14 protein-coding genes are annotated in these 16288 nt (G+C 72.7%); 4 read left to right on the top strand and 10 right to left on the bottom strand.

Annotated features, from left to right (window positions below; translation table 11 throughout):
- The first annotated feature begins 21 nt into the window (after positions 1-21).
- Positions 22-2583 (top strand): cyanophycin synthetase, encoded by a 2562-nt coding sequence (gene cphA / locus QM788_RS00860; protein ID WP_415659597.1) that lies wholly within the window; start codon positions 22-24, stop codon positions 2581-2583.
- 3 nt (positions 2584-2586) lie between these two features.
- Here the strand turns inward: cphA and QM788_RS00855 are convergent, their stop codons facing one another.
- On the bottom strand, positions 2587-3972 hold the full coding sequence (locus QM788_RS00855; RefSeq protein WP_415659596.1) for a GAF domain-containing protein: 1386 nt from the start codon (positions 3970-3972) through the stop codon (positions 2587-2589).
- Positions 3969-4451 carry a hypothetical protein gene (locus QM788_RS00850; protein WP_415659595.1) on the bottom strand — a complete coding sequence of 161 codons (483 nt, stop codon included), beginning with the start codon at positions 4449-4451 and terminating at the stop codon, positions 3969-3971. Before QM788_RS00850 ends, QM788_RS00855 begins: the two co-directional genes overlap by 4 nt.
- A gap of 130 nt (positions 4452-4581) precedes the next feature.
- Between QM788_RS00850 and QM788_RS00845 the strand changes: the two genes are divergently transcribed.
- Positions 4582-5655: a hypothetical protein gene (locus tag QM788_RS00845; protein WP_415659594.1), complete on the top strand. Its 1074-nt coding sequence runs from the start codon at positions 4582-4584 to the stop codon at positions 5653-5655.
- 36 nt (positions 5656-5691) lie between these two features.
- The gene (locus QM788_RS00840; protein ID WP_415659593.1) at positions 5692-6438 is read left to right on the top strand and encodes a PEP-CTERM sorting domain-containing protein; all 747 of its coding nucleotides are present in this window, start codon (positions 5692-5694) and stop codon (positions 6436-6438) included.
- Here the strand turns inward: QM788_RS00840 and pyk are convergent.
- The gene (pyk, locus tag QM788_RS00835; RefSeq protein WP_415659592.1) at positions 6435-7865 is read right to left on the bottom strand and encodes a pyruvate kinase; all 1431 of its coding nucleotides are present in this window, start codon (positions 7863-7865) and stop codon (positions 6435-6437) included. The two genes, QM788_RS00840 and pyk, sit on opposite strands and share 4 nt — an antisense overlap.
- A 119-nt stretch (positions 7866-7984) precedes the next feature.
- On the opposite strand from pyk, the gene QM788_RS00830 reads away from it, so the two are divergent.
- Positions 7985-8926, top strand: coding sequence for a DMT family transporter (locus tag QM788_RS00830; protein WP_415659591.1), 942 nt, complete (start codon positions 7985-7987; stop codon positions 8924-8926).
- On the opposite strand, the gene QM788_RS00825 is transcribed toward QM788_RS00830, so the two are convergent.
- The 7 genes from QM788_RS00825 to QM788_RS00795 form a co-directional block, all read right to left on the bottom strand.
- Entirely contained in the window at positions 8868-11207 is a 2340-nt protein-coding gene (locus QM788_RS00825) for an NADP-dependent malic enzyme (RefSeq protein ID WP_415659590.1), read from the bottom strand. The genes QM788_RS00830 and QM788_RS00825 overlap by 59 nt on opposite strands.
- Positions 11208-11283: 76 nt before the next feature.
- Entirely contained in the window at positions 11284-12540 is a 1257-nt protein-coding gene (locus tag QM788_RS00820; RefSeq protein WP_415659589.1) for a GGDEF domain-containing protein, read from the bottom strand.
- Between the two features lie 67 nt (positions 12541-12607).
- Positions 12608-13801, bottom strand: a complete 1194-nt coding sequence (locus QM788_RS00815) for a phosphoglycerate kinase (protein WP_415659588.1) — start codon at positions 13799-13801, stop codon at positions 12608-12610.
- Positions 13802-13859: 58 nt separating this feature from the next.
- Positions 13860-14177, bottom strand: coding sequence for an AzlD domain-containing protein (locus tag QM788_RS00810; protein ID WP_415659587.1), 318 nt, complete (start codon positions 14175-14177; stop codon positions 13860-13862).
- 8 nt (positions 14178-14185) lie between these two features.
- Positions 14186-14929 carry an AzlC family ABC transporter permease gene (locus tag QM788_RS00805; RefSeq protein ID WP_415659586.1) on the bottom strand — a complete coding sequence of 248 codons (744 nt, stop codon included), beginning with the start codon at positions 14927-14929 and terminating at the stop codon, positions 14186-14188.
- Positions 14930-14987: 58 nt separating this feature from the next.
- Complete coding sequence (locus QM788_RS00800) at positions 14988-15761, bottom strand: head GIN domain-containing protein (RefSeq protein WP_415659585.1); 774 nt, start codon at positions 15759-15761, stop codon at positions 14988-14990.
- A gap of 139 nt (positions 15762-15900) precedes the next feature.
- A complete protein-coding gene (locus QM788_RS00795) occupies positions 15901-16284 on the bottom strand; it encodes a hypothetical protein (protein WP_415659584.1) in 384 nt (127 codons plus the stop codon).
- Between the last annotated feature and the right edge of the window lie 4 nt (positions 16285-16288).

Raw genomic sequence — 16288 nt, 5'->3', positions numbered from 1 at the left:
GCCAACCCACCCCCACACACCATGGACGTTTCCCGCACCCGCGCGCTGCGCGGCCCCAACATGTGGAGCCGCCACACGACCCTGGAGGCCGTCGTGCACTGCAGCGAGGCCGAACGCTCGCTGGAGCGGCTGCCCGGCTTCGAGGCCAGCCTGCGCCGGCTCTTCCCGACCATCGGCGAGCTGCGCGCCGACGCCTCGCTGGCCCAGGTGCTGGAGCAGGCCACGCTGGCGCTGCAGGCCCAGGCCGGCTGCCCGGTCACCTTCAGCCAGACCCACGTGACGCCCGAGGCCGGCACCTACCAGATCGTCGTCGAGTACAGCGAGGAGGACGTCGGCCGCCTCGCGTTCGAGCACGCGGTCAAGCTCGTCGAGGCCGCGCTGGGCGGCGGCGGGTTCGATGCCGACGCGGTACTCGGCGCGCTGCGCGAGCTGGACGAGGACATCCGCCTCGGCCCGTCCACCGGCGCCATCGTCGACGCGGCGCTGGCGCGCGGCATCCCGTTCCGCCGGCTCACGCAGGGCAGCCTGGTGCAGTTCGGCTGGGGCGCCAAGCAGCGCCGCATCTGGGCCGCCGAGGTGGACGCGACCAGCGCCGTCAGCGAGTCCATCGCGCAGGACAAGGACCTGTGCAAGCGCCTGCTGCAGGCGGCCGGCGTGCCGGTGCCCACCGGCCGGCCGGTGGACTCGGTGGACGACGCCTGGGCGCTGGCCGAGGAGATCGGCCTGCCCGTCGTCGTCAAGCCGCAGGACGGCAACCAGGGCAAGGGCGTCACCGTCAACGTGACGACGCGCGAGGGGCTGGCGCTGGCCTACAAGGCGGCGGACGAGATCGGCCAGGTCATGGTCGAGAAGTTCCTGCCGGGCGGCGACTACCGGCTGCTCGTCGTCGGCGACAAGCTCATCGCCGCCGCGCGCCGCGACCCGCCGCACGTCATCGGCGACGGCCGGCACACCGTCAAGCAGCTGGTGGACAAGGTCAACGCCGACCCGCGCCGCGGCGACGGCCACGCGACCTCGCTGACCAAGATCCGCTTCGACGACATCGCCGTCGCGCGGCTCACGCAGCAGGGGCTGACGCCCGAGTCCGTGCCCGACAAGGGCCAGCGCGTGATCCTGCGCAACAACGCCAACCTGTCCACCGGCGGCACCGCCACCGACGTGACGGACGACGTCCACCCCGAGGTGGCCGCGCGCGCCATCGCCGCGGCGCAGGTGGTCGGCCTGCACGTCTGCGGCGTGGACGTGGTGGCCGAGAGCGTGCTGCGGCCGCTGGAGGAGATCAACGGCGGCATCGTCGAGGTCAACGCCGCGCCGGGGCTGCGCATGCACCTGAGCCCGAGCTTCGGCAAGGGCCGCAACGTCGGCGAGGCCATCGTCAACCACCTGTTCGGCGCCGGCACCCGGGCCGAGGACGGCCGCGTGCCGGTCGTCGCCGTCACCGGGACCAACGGCAAGACCACCGTCACGCGGCTGATCGCGCACCTGTTCGCCAGCTGCGGCCTCAAGGTGGGCATGACCAACACCGACGGCGTCTACGTGGACGGCCGCCAGATCGACAGCGGCGACTGCTCCGGCCCCAAGAGCGCGCGCAACGTGCTGATGCACCCGGACGTGGAAGCCGCCGTGCTGGAGACGGCGCGCGGCGGCATCCTGCGCGAGGGGCTGGGCTTCGACCGCTGCCAGGTCGCCGTGGTCACCAACCTCGGCGCGGGCGACCACCTCGGCATGAACTTCCTGCACACGGCCGAGGACCTGGTGCTGGTCAAACGCGTCATCGTGCAGAACGTGGCGCCCACCGGCTTCGCGGTGCTGAACGCCACCGACCCGCTGACGGCCGCGATGGCCGCCGTGTGCCCGGGCCAGGTCATCTACTTCGCGGCCGACCGCCACCACCCGGTCATGGCCACGCACCGCGCGCAGGGCAAGCGCTGCGTCTACGTGGACGGCGACCAGCTCGTCGCCGCGCAGGGCGCCTGGCGCGAGAGCATCCCGCTGCGCGACATCCCGCTGACGCGCGGCGGCGTCATCGGCTTCCAGGTCGAGAACGCGATGGCCGCCGTCGCCGCCGCGTGGGGCGTGGGGCTGGACTGGGACACCATCCGCCGCGGCGCCGGCAGCTTCGCCAACGACGCCGACAACGCGCCCGGCCGCTTCAACGTGATGGACCACCGCGGCGCGACCGTCATCGCCGACTACGGCCACAACGGCGACGCGATGAAGGCGCTGGTGGGCGCCGTGTCGGCGATGCCGGCGAACAAGCGCGTGGTCGTCATCAGCGGCGCGGGCGACCGGCGCGACGAGGACATCCGCGTGCAGACCGAGATCCTCGGCGCCGCGTTCGACGAGGTCATCCTGTACGAAGACGCCTGCCAGCGCGGCCGCGCGGCCGGCGAGGTCGTCGCGCTGCTGCGCGCCGGGCTCGAAGGCGCCTCGCGCACGACGCACGTCGAGGAGATCGTCGGCGAGTTCACCGCCATCGACCGCGCACTGGAGCGCCTGCGGCCGGGCGACCTGTGCCTGGTGCTGGTCGATCAGGTGGAAGAGGCGCTCGCGCACCTGGCGCGGCGCATCGCCGAAGGCTGAAGTTCAGCCCGGCCCCTCGACGACCAGGCGCAGCGGCCCGCGGGCGACCAGCCGGTACTGCCCCCGCCCGCTGCGCTCGATGCGCAGGCCGACGTCGCGCTCGGCCAGGCGGCGCTCCAGCAGCAGCAGGCGCACGCCCAGGTTGTCCTGCACCTCGGGCAGGCGCAGGTCGTCACCGGCCAGACGCAGTTCGCGGGTGCTGAAGCCCTGGCGGCCGGTGTCGATCTGGTCCCGCACCAGCTTGGCGATGATGGCGCCGGCCACGCCCTTGATGAGGTACTGGTCGTTGACGAAGACGCTGTGGTCGCGCGGGTAGTGGCGCACGCGCAGCACCTCGCCGGCCGCGGCGGAGGCGGCGGGCGCGGCCGGCACCGCGGGCACGGCCTCCAGCTCCTGCGCGCCCAGCGCCGCCAGGCCCTGGGCCAGCTGGGCGCCGACGGCGGCCAGCGCATCCTCGTCGTCGTAGCCGAAGAACTGGTCGCGCTCGCTCTCCACCAGCAGCACGCCCACCGCGCGGCCGCGCGCACGCAGCGGCACGGCGAGCTGGCTGCAGGGGGTCGCGAGGCCGGGCAGGGGGATGGTGTCGGCCATCGCGGCCTGCAGGCCGAGTTGCTCGGCTCGGGTGCGCCAGGACAGGCCGTAGCGGTACATCTGGCTCATGTGGCCGATGCGGATGGGCACGTTCTCGCGCAGCGCCACGCCGGCCAGGCCGGCCTCGGCCAGCGGCAGCTCGGAGCCGCTGCCGGCCTGCTCGTAGCCGAGGCTGGCAAGCGTGTAGAGGCCCTGCCGCCGCTCGTCCAGCAGCCAGACGATGGCGTGGCCGATGCGCAGCTCGTGCCGCAGGCCGTCGATGAAGGCTTGCAGCAGGCCGTGCAGGTCCGGCGCCTCGCTCAGCCGCTCGCTCAAGGCGCGCACGCCGGCGGCGAGGTCGCAGCGCGGCTGCAGCGCGGGCAGCGGGCAGGCGGGGTCCAGCTTGCGCAGCGACTCGACGCGGTACACGTCCGCGCCGCGCAGCAGGAACACGCGCTCCATGCCCGTCTGCGCGGCGATGCCGGCGAGCTTGGCGCGCAGGCGCTCGAACACCGGGCCCTCGGTGTCGGTGCGCTCGTAGCGCAGTTGCAGCAGCACGGAGACACCGGTGACCGGGTCTTCCACGCTGACCGCGACGCGGCCAGTGGCCAGCACGTTGGCGCGCGCGCGGTTCAGGAACTGGTAGGTCAGCGCGACGTGCTCGTCGTCCACGTACTCGACGTGCGACAGGTAGTTGACGTGCGGCATGCCGTCGGCCGCCACCGAGCACATCGACGGCGGGATCACGCCTTCGAGCAGGCGGCGCACGTCGCGCAGCTTGAGCCCGCGGCGGTCGGCCCGTGCGGTGACGTCGCTCATGGCAGCAACTCGATGGCCTGGCCCGCGCCGGGACCGGGGGTCTGGTCCCAGGCGGCCAGCGGCGTGAAGCGCACGCAGCCCATGTCGGCCGGGGTGAGGTCGCCCAGGATGGCCAGCACGTGGCGGCGGTCGGCGCCGAAGCGCTCGATCTGCCGCAGCCAGGCCTCGAAGCCCGGCTGGAACTGCGCCCACTGCGCGTCGCCGGTGGGCAGCACCTCGGCGTCCACGCCCTTCACGTGCAGCACGCGGTAACTGGCGGGCTCGCCGGCCGACACCGCGACGCGGCCGGTCGCGGTGATCGCGGCCAGCAGTTCGGCGCCCGGCACGCGGCGCACCAGTAACTCGACGCGGCCGTCGGGCAGCACCCAGATGCCGTGGCCGACGTGCAGCTCCGGCCGCCCCTCGGGCGTGCTGGAGCCCACGCGCAGCGTGACGCCGCGCTTCAGGTGGGCGATCCAGGGTTCGGGCAGACGGGCCATCGGCAAGGGTTCGGCAACGGAGCGCGGAAGGTTAGCAAAGACTTAACAAGTCCTTAGCCGACATCTAGCAGCGCGCCGGGCGCAGGCCAGCCACAGTCCGCTGCCTGTCTCCCGCCGATCCACCCGCTCAATGAAGCACCCCTCCCTGCTCTTCACGCTGGCGCTGCTGTGCGCCGACAGCGCGCGCGCCGCGGCCTGCTTGGCCGCCCCGGCCGCCGAGCCCATCAGCACCGACGGCCTGCCGGTCCACCACGCCGCGTTCAAGCCGCTGCACGCGGCCATGGACCAGTTCGAGACCCAGGCGCGCGCCAATGCCGGCCTGCTGGCGCTGCCCGACGTGCGCCTGCGCATCACCCGCGCGGTGCTGGACTCCGACGCACCGCAGCGCCGGCCGCGCGAGGCCGTCATCCACGCCCAGGGCTTCGGCCCGAAGACCTGGACGGGCGACGGCTGCGACATCCACGCCCAGGCGGCCCAGCGCATCGGCCCGCGCGCCGGCTTCAGCGTCTTCATCAACGCGCCGCTGGCGACGATGAACCGCTGGGCGCACGACGAGCAACTCACGGCCTACCTCGAAGGCGAGCGCGGCGAGCCCCTGCAGGGCTGGCCGGTGTTCCACGACTGCGCCGTCATCGCGCCGGAGGGCCGCCTGCCGTGGGTGCCGGTCACGGTGGGCGAGATGCTGGACTACTTCGAGCGCGAGCAGCAGCGCCGGCTCGCCGACTGGGACCGCCGCCATGCGCAGGCGCTCCAGCCCTTCGACCTCGCCGCCGCCGAGCGCCGGGCCGCGCAGATCCGCCCGCAGAACGCCCGGGCCGCCGACACACTGCTGGCGGTCGCCCGCCAGCGCAAGGCCGGCGAGGCAGGCCACCACGCGCAACTCGCCCGCGTCCGCCAGCAACTCGCGGACGAACTGGACGACCTGCGCCGCACCCGCGCCGGCATGAGCGCCGGGCAGCTCGCCGAGCCCTACCGCCTGGGCACCGGCCGCCACCGCCTGCCCGGCGCGGGCGAAGCCGGCCGGGCGCTGAAGCGGCTGGTGAAGCTCGACCCCGCCTTCCCATGGGACGCCCGCAACCGCACGCGCATCCAGCTGCTGACGGTCTGCGCCAGCACCCATCCGAACAACCCCGCCTACGCCCAGCCGATGCGCGACGCCATCGCCGCACTGGACCTGTCGCGCCTGGCGGCGCTGTTGAACTGACGAAAACCCCCATCCCCAACCTGAAGGAGAAACACCATGAAGACCCTGATCACCCTTGCCCTGGCCGCGCTGGCCGTCACCGCACACGCCGCTGCGCCCAGCTACGGTGCCTACGCCGGCTCCACGGGCGGCGTGCGCAACGGCGGCGAAGGCAGCTTCTCGGCCATGGCCAACGCGCCCTCGTACTACAAATACTCCTATGCCTGGGCCATGGCCGGGCTGGGCGACGGCACCCTGCACGCCGCCTCCAGCGCCACGCCGTGCCCGTCCTGCCACAGCACCAGCGGCGCCCAGTCAGTCGCCCGCTACTGGGACACGGTGACCTTCAGCAACGGCCAGAACCTGGGCCTGGCCCAGCTCAGTGTCAGCATCGATGGCACGCTGACGCAGAACGCGCAGGCGTCGGCGCGGTTCTACGTCGGCTATGCCCAGCCCGACTTCTTCAACCGCCTGGACTACTACGCGCCAGCGGTGGCGCTCACCTCGGGCACCACGGTGCTGGGTGACGAGCTGGCCATCCCGCTGGGCAACACCACGGTGTTCATCTTTGCCGAGCTGTCAACGTCGGCCTTCGCACCGCCCTATGCGGACGCGCCCCATGCCAGCGCCGACTTCGGCAACACGCTGCACTTCAACTGGACGCTGCCTGACGGTGTGACCACCAGTTCCGCTTCCGGCCAGTTCATGACCTCGGCCGTGCCCGAGCCGGCCAGTTGGGCGCTGCTGGCCGGCGGGCTGGGAGTGCTGCTGTTGCGCCGCCGCCGCGCTCAAGAAGCTTTCTAGGCCACCCGGCAGACTTTCAGCATGTTGGTGCCGCCCGGGTAGCCCATCGGCTCGCCGCAGGTGATGGCGTAGGTGTCGCCCGGCATCAGCACGCCGCGCTCGATGAGCAGCTTCTCGGCCGCCGCGAGCGCCGCGTCGCGGTCGTCGAACTTGGGCATCAGCAGCGGCTGCACGTTGCGGTAGAGCGCCATCTTGCGCTGGCTCTGCTGCGTCGTCGTCAGGCCAAAGATCGGCACGTTGATGCGGTGGCGGCTCATCCACAGCGCCGTGGAGCCCGACTCGGTCAGCGCCAGGATGGCCTTGCAGCCGAGGTGATGGGCCGTGAACAGCGCGCCCATCGCGATGCTCTGGTCGATGCGGCCGAACTGGCGGCCGGCGAAGTCGGTGTCCAGCGTGACGAACTCGGCGCGCTCGGCCTCCAGCGCGATCGCGGCCATCTGCTCGATGGTCTCGACCGGGAATTTGCCGGCCGCCGTCTCGGCGGACAGCATTACCGCGTCGGTGCCGTCGAGCACGGCGTTGGCCACGTCGCTGACCTCGGCGCGCGTCGGCACCGGGTTGACGATCATGGACTCCATCATCTGCGTCGCCGTGATGGCGACCTTGTCCAGCTCGCGGGCGAGCTTGATCATGCGTTTCTGCAGCGCCGGCACGGCGGCGTTGCCCACTTCCACGGCGAGGTCGCCGCGCGCGACCATGATGCCGTCGCTGGCCTTCAGGATGGCCTCCAGGTGCGGGATGGCCTCGTAGCGCTCGATCTTGGCGATCATGGCCGGCTTGTGCCGCCAGGGCTCGCCGGCCACGTTGGCGAGCTGGCGCGCCATCTCCATGTCGGTCGCGTTCTTCGGGAAGCTGACGGCCAGGTACTCGCACTGGAAGGACATCGCGGTCTTGATGTCGTCCATGTCCTTGGCCGTCAGCGCCGGGGCCGTGAGGCCGCCGCCCTGCTTGTTGATGCCCTTGTTGTTGGACAGCTCGCCACCGAGCTTGACGGTGGTGTGCACCTGCGCGCCGCGCACGGCGTCCACGGTCAGCACGAGCAGGCCATCGTTGAGCAGCAGCGTGTCGCCGGGCTTCACGTCGCGCGGCAGCTCCTTGTAGTCGAGGCTGGCGATCTCCTGCGTGCCGGGTTCGGCGCGGTCGGCGTCGAGGATGAACTTGGCGCCGGGCACCAGCTCGACCTTGCCGCCCTCGAACTTGCCGACGCGGATCTTGGGCCCCTGCAGGTCGGCCATGATGGCGACGGACTTGCCGACCCGCTCGGCCGCCGCGCGCACCATGGTCGCGCGGTCGATGTGGTCCTGCGCCTTGCCGTGCGAGAAGTTCAGCCGCACCACGTCGACGCCGGCCCGGATCATCTGCTCCAGCACCTCCGGGGTGTTGGAGGCGGGGCCGAGGGTGGCGACGATCTTGCTGGCGCGGGTCATGGGCGGTCTCGACGGGTCAGGGAGGGCGGGGAATTATGGGCCGCGCGGCCCACGCGGAGTTTCATCGCGTTTCAGCTGCGGGCGGCATGGACAATCCCGCGTCCACCCGCCCCGAGCCCATGTCCCGACCTGCTTCCGTGAATTCGCTGCCGCTGCTGGCGGCACTGACCGTCGTGCTGGTCTGGGGCCTGAACTTCCCGCTGCAGAAGGCGCTGTACGGCCAGGTCGGGGCCGTGGGCTTCATCGGGCTGCGCTACCTGCTGATGCCGTTCTGCGCCGTGGCGCTGCTGTGCTGGCGCTTCGGCCTGCGCTGGCCACGGCTGGACCGCGCCGAGCTGTGGCCGCTGGTGCGGCTGACACTGATCGGCCAGGGCCTGCACCTGCTGCTGGCGGCCTGCGGCATGCAGGGCTCCACCGCGTTCAGCGCCAGCGTGCTGCTGGCCTGCGGGCCGGTGTTCACGCTGCTGATCCTGCGCTTCAGCGGCCTGGAGCGGCTGTCGCGCGGCCAGGTGGCCGGCGTCGCCGCGGCGGCCTGCGGCGCGCTGCTGTTCACGTCCGACAAGCTGCTGGCCGCCGACTGGCGCGCCGGCCTGGGCGACCTGACGCTGCTGGTGGCCGCGTCGCTGTTCAGCTACTACACCGTCGCCAGCAAGCCGCTGATCCAGCACCACGGCGGCGTCACGGTGCTGGGCTACGGCAGCTTGGTGTGCACGCCGCCGCTGCTGCTGTGGTGCGCGCCGCAGCTGGCCGCGCTGGACTGGGCCGCGCAACCCGCGTGGGTGTGGACGGGCACGGCCTGGCAGGTCATCGGCGGCGGCTTCCTGGGCTGGCTGGCCTGGGGCTGGGCGAACGACCGGCACGGCGTGGCACGCACCGCGCCGCTGCTCTACCTGATGCCGCTGGTCGCCGGCCTCACCGCCTGGCTGTGGGGCGGCGAGCGGTTCACGCTGCCCAAGCTGCTGGGCGCCGGCGTCATCCTGGCCGGCGTGGCGCTGGCGCAGTTCAGCCCTTCGCGGCCCGCGCCTCGCGCACGTCCGCAACCGCCAGCGCCGTCATGTTGACGATGCGGCGCACGGTGGCCGAGGGCGTCAGGATGTGGACCGGCGCCGCCGCGCCCAGCAGGATGGGGCCCACCGTCACGCCCTGGCCGGCGCTGATCTTCAGCACGTTGAACAGGATGTTGGCCGCGTCCAGCGTCGGCAGCACCAGCAGGTTGGCCGCGCCGGTGAGCGGGCTGTCGGGCATGAAGACCTGGCGCACGCTCTCCGACAGCGCCGCGTCGCCGTGCATCTCGCCGTCGCACTCCACCTCGGGGTGGGCCTGCGCGAACAGCTCGTAGGCACGGCGCATCTTCAGCGCCGAGGGCCGCGTGCTGGAGCCGAACATCGAGTGGCTGACGAAGGCCAGCTTGGGCGGCAGGCCGAAGCGGCGCAGCTCGTCGGCGGCCATGGCGGCGATGTCGGCCAGCTGCTCGGCGCCGGGGTCGTCGTTGACGAAGGTGTCGGCGATGAACAGCGTCATCTTGTCCAGCATCAGCGCGTTCATCGCCGCGAACTGGCGGGCGCCCGGGCGCAGGCCGATGAGGTCGGCGACCTGCTCCAGGTGGCGGTCGAAGCGGCCCACCATGCCGCAGATCATCGCGTCCGCGTCGCCGAGCTGGATGGCCAGCGCGCCGATGGCGGTGTTGGAGCGGCGCACCGCGGACTTGGCCATCTCGGGCGTCACGCCGTTGCGCTTCATGCGCTGGTGGTAGGCCTCCCAGTACTGGCGGAAGCGCGGGTCGTCCTCGGGGTCGATGACGGCCACGTCCTCGCCCAGCCGCAGGCGCAGGCCGGCGCGCTGGATGCGCGCGGCCAGCACGGCCGGGCGGCCGATCAGCGTCGGCCGGCACAGGCCTTCGTCCAGCGCCACCTGCACGGCGCGCAGCACGCGCTCGTCCTCGCCCTCGGGGTAGATGACGCGCGCCTTCTCCGCCTTGGCCGCGGCGAACACCGGGCGCATGAACATGCCGGTCTGGTAGACGAAGCGCTCCAGCGACTGGCGGTAGGCGTCCAGGTCCGGCACCGGGCGGGTGGCCACGCCGTCGGCGGCCGCGGCCGCCGCGACGGCGGGCGCGATGCGCAGGATCAGCCGCGCGTCGAAGGGCTTGGGGATCAGGTAGTCGGGGCCGAAGGCCAGTTGCTGGCCGGCGTAGGCGGCGGCGACTTCATCGCTGGTCTCGGCCTTGGCCAGCGCCGCGATCTCGCGCACGCAGGCCAGCTTCATGCCCTCGGTGATCTTGGTGGCGCCGCAGTCCAGCGCGCCGCGGAAGATGTAGGGGAAGCACAGGACGTTGTTGACCTGGTTCGGGTAGTCGCTGCGGCCGGTGGCGACGATGCAGTCCGGCCGCACGGCCTTGGCCAGCTCGGGGCGGATCTCCGGCTCGGGGTTGGCCAGCGCCAGGATGATGGGCTGCGGCGCCATGGCCTTGACCATGTCGGCCGAGAGCACGCCGGCGGCGGAGCAGCCGAGGAACACGTCCGCGCCCAGGCAGACGTCGGCCAGCGTGCGCGCCGCCGTGACCTGGCAGTAGCGCTGCTTGGACTCGTCCAGCCGGCCGGCCCGGGCGTCCTCGCGCTCGCTGTGGATGACGCCGCGCGAGTCGCAGACGAACACGTTGTCGCGCCGCACGCCCAGGCCCACCATCACGTCCAGGCAGGCGATGGCCGCCGCGCCCGCGCCCGACACGGCGACCTTGACCTGGCCGATGTCCTTGCCCACCAGCTCCAGCCCGTTCAGCAGCGCGGCCGACGAGATGATGGCCGTGCCATGCTGGTCGTCGTGGAACACCGGGATGTTCATGCGCTTGCTCAACTCGCGCTCGATGTAGAAGCACTCGGGCGCCTTGATGTCCTCGAGGTTGACGCCGCCCAGCGTGGGCTCCATCGCCGCGATGATGTCGATGAGCTTGTCGGGGTCGCGCTCGGCCAGCTCGATGTCGAACACGTCGATGCCGGCGAACTTCTTGAACAGGCAGCCCTTGCCTTCCATGACCGGCTTGGCCGCCAGCGGGCCGATGTCGCCCAGGCCCAGCACCGCGGTGCCGTTGGTGATGACGCCCACCAGGTTGCCGCGCGAGGTGTACTCGGCCGCGAGCTGCGGGTCGCGCTCGATGTCCAGGCAGGGGTAGGCCACGCCCGGCGAGTAGGCCAGCGACAGGTCCCGCTGGTTGGACAGCGCCTTGGTCGGCGTGACGGAAATCTTGCCGCGCACGGGGGCGCGGTGGTAGTCGAGCGCGGCCTCGCGCAGCGAGGCCTCGGCCGGCGCCAGCTCGGGCGCGAAGGGAGCGTCGTTGTTTTCCATGCGGCTGGGTCTCCAAAGGGGAAACCGCGAGGTTACGTCGGGTTTCAGCCGCCGGCGGCGCCGGACGCTTCGTGATCTATGTAGCGGCCACCACCACGCGGTCGCGCCCCTCGCGCTTGGCGCGGTACATGGCCTGGTCGGCCTCGCGCAGCGCGGCCTCCATCTCCGCCGGCCCGCCGGCCTGGGCCACGCCCCAGCTCGCCGTCACCCGCAGGCCGGCCGGCCACGCGGCGCGGGCGAACACCTCGCGCAGCCGCCCGGCCACGACGGCGGCCTCGTGGGCCGGCGTCTGCGGCATCGCGACGACGAACTCCTCGCCGCCCCAGCGGGCCACCATGTCGTCGCGCGGCAGGTTGGCGCGCAGCGTCCGCGCCAGCAGCGCCAGCACCTGGTCGCCCGTCTCGTGGCCATGGGTGTCGTTGACGGCCTTGAAGTGGTCCACGTCGAGGAACACCACGGACAGCGGGAAGGCCATGTCGCCCTGCACCTGCAGCAGCAGGTCCAGCTCGTGGTTCAGCCCGTCGCGGTTGGCCACCTGGGTGAGCGGGTCGCGCAGCGCCATCTCCTCCAGCGCATGCGAGCGCCGCACCGAGCTGTGCAGCCGGCGGCGCGTGTGCCAGGCCTCCCAGGCCAGGTAGCCCAGCAGGCTGAACATCCACAGCCCGACCAGACCCAGCCGGAAGGTCTCGGGCGCCACCCAGTGGCCGACCAGCTCGACCCGCTCCAGCCGGATGCGGTGGATGCCCGGCGCGGCCTGCCCGCCGGTGCTGATGCCGAAGACGCGCACCCGGTCCAGTTGCGGCCCCATCAGCGGCACCGGCAGCGGGTAGCGTTGCGACCACCAGGAGCTGACCATGAACTGCGAGGGCCGCAGCTCCACCGGCTGGGGCTGGGCGGCAGGCGTGAGCACGACCTCGTGCGGCTTCAGGTCCACCAGCCCGCCGGAGCGCGAATAGGCCGGGTCGAAGTGGCGCAGGAAGACGCGCACCTGTGCCGGGCCGCCCTCCTGCGTCGGGCCCTCGGCCCGCAACCACAGCCGGATGAGCCGAAAGGCACCGGCATCGAGATCCCGCCCCTCCATGGCGACCTGCAGCTCGCAGTACGGCCACGCATAGCCGGGGCGCAGCTCGCAGCGCATGTCGGCGCCGCCGGACGGCAGCCGCTGCAGCCAGGCCTCGCTGCGGCCGCCGTCGTGGCGGTCGCTCTGCACCTTCAGTAGCTGGCCCGGCCTGCGCCCGTCCAGCAGCAGCCGGCGGGTCATCCAGTGCTCGTTGGCGTACAGCCCCACCAGCGTCGCGACGACGAGCAGGGCGAGCAGCCAGCGCAGAACCATCAGGCCATTGTGGCCATCACCGGGTGGCGCAAGGCAGATGCGCGCGGGCGCGGGCGTGAATTCGTGGTCAAGCCGCCGCGCGCCGGCCGAGGATCTCGAACGCCGGCAGCGTCTTGCCCTCCAGCACCTCCAGGAAGGCGCCGCCGCCGGTGGAGATGTAGCCCACATCCTTCTCGATGCCGTACTTGGCGATCGCCGCCAGCGTGTCGCCGCCGCCGGCGATGCTGAAGGCCAGGCTCTCGGCGATGGCGCGGGCGATGGTCTCGGTGCCCTGGGCGAAGGCGTCGAACTCGAACACGCCCACCGGGCCGTTCCAGACGATGGTGCCGGCGGCGCGCAGCTTGTCGGCGAGCTTGGCGGCGGTCCTGGGGCCGATGTCGAGGATCAGGTCGTCGTCGGCCACGTCGGTGGCGGCCTTGACGGCGGCCGTGGCGCCGGCCGCGAAGGTCTTGGCCGTCACCACGTCTTCCGGGATCGGCACCTCGGCGCCGCGCGCGGCCATCGCGGCCATCACGGCCCGGGCCTGGTCCAGCAGGTCCGGCTCGGCCAGCGACTTGCCGATCTTCAGCCCGGCCGCCAGCATGAAGGTGTTGGCGATGCCACCGCCGACGATCAGGCCGTCCACCTTGCTCGCCAGGCTCTGCAGGATGGTCAGCTTGGTCGACACCTTGGAGCCCGCGACGATGGCCACCAGCGGGCGCTTCGGGTTGGCCAGCGCCTTGGTGATGGCGTCGATCTCGGCCGCCAGCAGTGGGCCGGCGCAGGCGACCTTGGCGTACTTGGCGATGCCGTAGGTGGTGGCCTCGGCGCGGTGGGCGGTGCCGAAGGCGTCATGCACGAAGATGTCGCACAGCGCGGCGAGCTTGCGCGACAGCGCGTCGTCGCACTTCTTCTCGCCCTTGTTGACGCGGCAGTTCTCCAGCAGCACCAGCTCGCCCGGCTGCACGGCGACGCCGTCCACCCAGTCGGCCTTCAGCGGCACCGGGCGGCCCAGCAGCTCGGCCATGCGCGCGGCCACGGGCGCCAGCGAGTCCTCGGGCTTGAACTCGCCCTCGGTCGGGCGGCCCAGGTGGGAGGTGACCATCACCGCCGCGCCGGCATCCAGCGCCATCCGGATCGCGGGCAGCGACGCGCGGATGCGGGTGTCCTCGGTGATGTGGCCGGCATCGTCCTGCGGCACGTTGAGGTCGGCGCGGATGAAGACGCGTTGGCCGGCCACCTGGCCGGCGGCGATCAGGTCGGAGAAGCGGATGACGTTCATGGTCGTGCGGAAGGGAGTTGGGAAACCGGAAAAGACGGCCGCGATTCTCGCCGCCCGCTCACCAGCCCAGCCCCAGCCGCAGCGCCAGCATGACCGCCATGCCGACGACGATGGTGCCGAGGATGCCCTGGCGCCGGAAGTAGTAGGCCGTGGCCGCCAGCGCGGCGGGCCAGCGCGGGTCCTGCCAGGTGGTGATGAGCTGGCCCTGCGTCATGAACACCTCCGGCGCCACCACGGCGACCAGCGCCGCCAGCGGCGCCATCTTCAGCAGCTCGCGCAGCCAGCCCGGCAGGGGCAGCGGCCGCTCGCCGAGCAGGAAGAAACCGCGCGTCAGCACCGTGACGCCGGCCAGGCCCACGAGCGCGGTCCAGGTCATGGCCTCGCTCATCGCCGCGCCTCCCGCGCCTTTTGCGCATTGCTCGCCTGGCGGGCCTCCAGCCACCACCCCACCGCGCCCGCCGCGACGATGGCGCACAGGATGTTGAGCTTGAGCGGCAGCGCGTAGGTGGCGATGGACACGGCGGCCGCCGTGAGCGCCACCCACCACAGCATCTTCTCGGCCAGCAGCGAGTACGCCAGCCCCAGCAGCGCCAGCACGCCCGCGAAGCCGAGGCCCCAGTGCGTGGGGATGCGGTCGGCCAGCAGGATGCCGGTGAAGGAGGTGAGCTGCCAGGCCGGCCAGTTCACCGCCACGCCGCCCCAGAAATAGCGCTGCTGGCCCGGCGCCGGCACGGGGTCGGGCCAGCGCCGGACGAAGTAGACGAAGTTCAGGTCGGCCGCGAAATAGGCATTGCGCAGCCGCTGCCACAGCGGCAGGTGGCCCCAGTAGTGGCGCCACTGCGCGCTGAAGATGACGAAGCGCAGGTTCACGCAGAACGCCGTGGCCAGCAGCACCCACAGCGGCGCGCCGGCGGCGATCAGCGGCAGCGCGGTCAGCTGCGCGCTGCCGGCGAACACCAGCAGCGACATGCCGAAGGCCAGCGGCAGGCCCAGGCCGCTCTTGACCATGGCCACGCCGGTCACCAGGCCCCAGGCGGCCAGCCCCAGCGAGGGGGAGGCCATGTCGCGCGCGCCGGCTCGGAAATCGGGGTCGACCGCGAGCGCGCGCAGCCTGGCGGGAAGACTCATGCCGCCATTCTCGGCGCAGGCCGCGGCCCGCCGCCGTCCCGCCAGCGACGGCGGCGGGTCAGTTGATGCGGCGGACCGTGCCGCTGCCGGCCACCGAGCTGGAGACCTCGGGCGAGCCGGCGTAGCGCACGTCGCCGCTGCCGGCGATGGACACCTTCAGCGTGCGGCTGGCCTGCACCTGCGCGCCGCCGCTGCCGGCGATGCTGACCTTGACGTCCGCCGCGGCCAGGTCGGCGGCCTTCACGTCGCCGCTGCCGGAGATGGACACGGTGGTGGCGCCGCAGCGGCCGGCCGCGACGATGTCGCCGCTGCCGGCGACCTTCATGCCCAGGCGCTCGGCGTCCAGGTTGGCGAAGCGGATGTCGCCGGAGCCGGCGATGGCCGCATCCACGCCTGCCACCTTCATCGCCTCGACCTTGACCGTGCCCGAGCCGGCCACGGCCACCGCGCGCAGCGCCGGCATCTCCAGCGTGAAGCTGGGATGGCTGGACGGCGAGAGGCTCACGCCGCGCCGGGGCGCGATCTCCAGCGTGCGGCCCTTGCCGCCCTCGACCACGCGGGTCTCCAGGTAGGGCAGCAGGTTGCGGTCGGCGCGGACCTCCACCTTGTGCGACGCCCCCTGGCGGATGACGACGTTGAAGCCGCCGCTCAGCGTCACGGCGTCGAACGCGCCGGTGTCGCGGGCCTCGGTGGCGAGGTCGCCGTTGCCGGACACGCGCTCGCCGGACCTCCAGCCCCAGGCCTGGGCCGGGCCGCAGACGACGAGGACGGCGCCGGCCAGGCCCGCGAGGGCGGCGGCGGAAAACAGGCGGCGGGACGAGGCGGTGTGCATGGCGGGCTCCATCGAAAGGTTGATGGCCCTCATGCTGCCGGCCGCGGCACCGGCCGCCGAGCGCGGCGCGACGGTGCGCGGAAACCGCGGCCCGAGATGCGGCTGGGCGCGACGGCCCCGCGCCGCCCAGGCGAGTCGCTCAGTGCCGCGCCTTGTCGGCCGGCGCGTCGGCCTGGGCTTCCGGCTGCGCGTCCGCCTGGGCGTCGGCGTCGGCGTCGGCGGCGGGCGGCGGCGGCTTGGCGGTGCTGGGGCGCGGCACCACGGGGGCCACGCCTTCGAGCTTGTTCTCGCGCATGTACTCGTCCATCTCGCGCCAGCCGGCGTAGATGGCGGCCTTCTGCGCCTTGGGGTTCAGCACGTAGCAGTCCTCGATGGCGCGCACCGCGTGCCGGCAGGCGCTGCCGATGGCCTTGGCCTCGGCCTCCTTGGCGGCGGCCACCTTGACGGGGTCGTCGATGCCCAGCCGCTCGCAGCCGGACAGGGCGGCCAGCACCGGCAGCGTGAGGAGGACGAGACGCTTCATGGGC

The sequence above is a fragment of the Roseateles sp. genome (assembly GCF_047654785.1).
In the GTDB taxonomy this organism is placed as follows: Bacteria; Pseudomonadota; Gammaproteobacteria; order Burkholderiales; family Burkholderiaceae_C; genus Pelomonas.
This window is presented reverse-complemented; position numbering and strand designations above follow the sequence as displayed.

Bases quoted from the DNA above. Each gene is read 5' to 3' on its own strand.
- QM788_RS00805 (WP_415659586.1), bottom strand. From the start codon at position 14,929: ATGAGTCTTCCCGCCAGGCTGCGCGCGCTCGCGGTCGACCCCGATTTC.
- QM788_RS00800 (WP_415659585.1), bottom strand. From the start codon at position 15,761: ATGCACACCGCCTCGTCCCGCCGCCTGTTTTCCGCCGCCGCCCTCGCG.
- QM788_RS00845 (WP_415659594.1), top strand. From the start codon at position 4,582: ATGAAGCACCCCTCCCTGCTCTTCACGCTGGCGCTGCTGTGCGCCGAC.
- QM788_RS00825 (WP_415659590.1), bottom strand. From the start codon at position 11,207: ATGGAAAACAACGACGCTCCCTTCGCGCCCGAGCTGGCGCCGGCCGAG.
- pyk (WP_415659592.1), bottom strand. From the start codon at position 7,865: ATGACCCGCGCCAGCAAGATCGTCGCCACCCTCGGCCCCGCCTCCAAC.
- QM788_RS00815 (WP_415659588.1), bottom strand. From the start codon at position 13,801: ATGAACGTCATCCGCTTCTCCGACCTGATCGCCGCCGGCCAGGTGGCC.
- QM788_RS00795 (WP_415659584.1), bottom strand. From the start codon at position 16,284: ATGAAGCGTCTCGTCCTCCTCACGCTGCCGGTGCTGGCCGCCCTGTCC.
- QM788_RS00810 (WP_415659587.1), bottom strand. From the start codon at position 14,177: ATGACCTGGACCGCGCTCGTGGGCCTGGCCGGCGTCACGGTGCTGACG.
- cphA (WP_415659597.1), top strand. From the start codon at position 22: ATGGACGTTTCCCGCACCCGCGCGCTGCGCGGCCCCAACATGTGGAGC.
- QM788_RS00850 (WP_415659595.1), bottom strand. From the start codon at position 4,451: ATGGCCCGTCTGCCCGAACCCTGGATCGCCCACCTGAAGCGCGGCGTC.
- QM788_RS00855 (WP_415659596.1), bottom strand. From the start codon at position 3,972: ATGAGCGACGTCACCGCACGGGCCGACCGCCGCGGGCTCAAGCTGCGC.
- QM788_RS00840 (WP_415659593.1), top strand. From the start codon at position 5,692: ATGAAGACCCTGATCACCCTTGCCCTGGCCGCGCTGGCCGTCACCGCA.
- QM788_RS00830 (WP_415659591.1), top strand. From the start codon at position 7,985: ATGTCCCGACCTGCTTCCGTGAATTCGCTGCCGCTGCTGGCGGCACTG.
- QM788_RS00820 (WP_415659589.1), bottom strand. From the start codon at position 12,540: ATGGTTCTGCGCTGGCTGCTCGCCCTGCTCGTCGTCGCGACGCTGGTG.